General features: G+C 54.8%; 1 rRNA gene. It reads right to left on the minus strand.

The features are described 5' to 3' along the window. Positions 1 to 20 precede the first annotated feature (20 nt). Positions 21 to 1,760, minus strand: a 23S ribosomal RNA gene (locus tag E2F49_RS16250); the annotation flags it as partial.

The following is a 1,760-nucleotide window of genomic DNA, read 5'->3' on the forward strand; positions in this document are numbered from 1 at the left end:
ACGAAGCAACTTGAGGTTATATGGTCAAGCCGCACGGATCATTAGTACTGGTTAGCTCAATACATTGCTGTACTTACACACCCAGCCTATCAACCACCTGGTCTTGATGGTTCCTTCAGGGGAGTCAAGCTCCCGGGAGATCTCATCTTGAGGCGCGCTTCCCGCTTAGATGCTTTCAGCGGTTATCGCTTCCGAACATAGCTACCCGGCAGTGCCACTGGCGTGACAACCGGAACACCAGAGGTTCGTCCACTCCGGTCCTCTCGTACTAGGAGCAGCCCCTCTCAAATCTCCAACGCCCATGGCAGATAGGGACCGAACTGTCTCACGACGTTCTGAACCCAGCTCGCGTACCACTTTAAATGGCGAACAGCCATACCCTTGGGACCGACTACAGCCCCAGGATGTGATGAGCCGACATCGAGGTGCCAAACACCGCCGTCGATATGAACTCTTGGGCGGTATCAGCCTGTTATCCCCGGAGTACCTTTTATCCGTTGAGCGATGGCCCTTCCATACAGAACCACCGGATCACTAAGTCCTAGTTTCCTACCTGCTTGATCCGTCGATCTCGCAGTCAAGCACGCTTATGCCTTTGCACACAGTGCGCGATGTCCGACCGCGCTGAGCGTACCTTCGAGCTCCTCCGTTACTCTTTGGGAGGAGACCGCCCCAGTCAAACTACCCACCATACATGGTCCCCGATCCGGATAACGGACCTAGGTTAGAACGTCAAGCACGACAGGGTGGTATTTCAAGGTTGGCTCCACCACAGCTGGCGCCATGGTTTCAAAGCCTCCCACCTATCCTACACAGACGAACTCAACGTTCAATGTAAAGCTATAGTAAAGGTTCACGGGGTCTTTCCGTCTTGCCACGGGAACGCTGCATCTTCACAGCGATTTCAATTTCACTGAGTCTCGGGTGGAGACAGCGCCGCCATCGTTACGCCATTCGTGCAGGTCGGAACTTACCCGACAAGGAATTTCGCTACCTTAGGACCGTTATAGTTACGGCCGCCGTTTACCGGGGCTTCGATCAAGAGCTTCGCCTTGCGGCTGACCCCATCAATTAACCTTCCGGCACCGGGCAGGCGTCAGACCCTATACGTCCACTTTCGTGTTTGCAGAGTCCTGTGTTTTTGATAAACAGTCGCAGCGGCCTGGTCACTGCGGCCCCCGATCGCTGTAGCCCGCATGGGCCACGATCAAGGGCGCACCTTCTCCCGAAGTTACGGTGCTATGTTGCCTAGTTCCTTCACCCGAGTTCTCTCAAGCGCCTTAGAATTCTCTTCCTACCCACCTGTGTCGGTTTACGGTACGGTCTGCATAAGCTGAAGCTTAGGGGCTTTTCCTGGAAGCGTGGTATCAGTCACTTCGCTCTAATGAGCTCGTCTCGGTGCTCGGAGTTAAAGGATCCCGGATTTGCCTAAGATCCACTCCTACCGCCTTTCTCCAGGACAACCAACGCCTGGTAGACCTAACCTTCTCCGTCCCCCCATCGCACTTATGCGAGGTGCTGGAATATTAACCAGCTTCCCATCGACTACGCATTTCTGCCTCGCCTTAGGGGCCGACTCACCCTGCGTCGATTAACGTTGCGCAAGGAAACCTTGGGCTTTCGGCGTGGAGGCTTTTCACCCCCATTGTCGTTACTCATGTCAGCATTCGCACTTCCGATACCTCCACGGTGCTTCTCAACACCGCTTCGACGGCTTACGGAACGCTCCTCTACCGCGCACATCAAAGATGTGCACCCCA

Source organism: Luteimonas terrae (genome assembly GCF_004358165.1).
Lineage (GTDB): Bacteria > Pseudomonadota > Gammaproteobacteria > Xanthomonadales > Xanthomonadaceae > Luteimonas > Luteimonas terrae.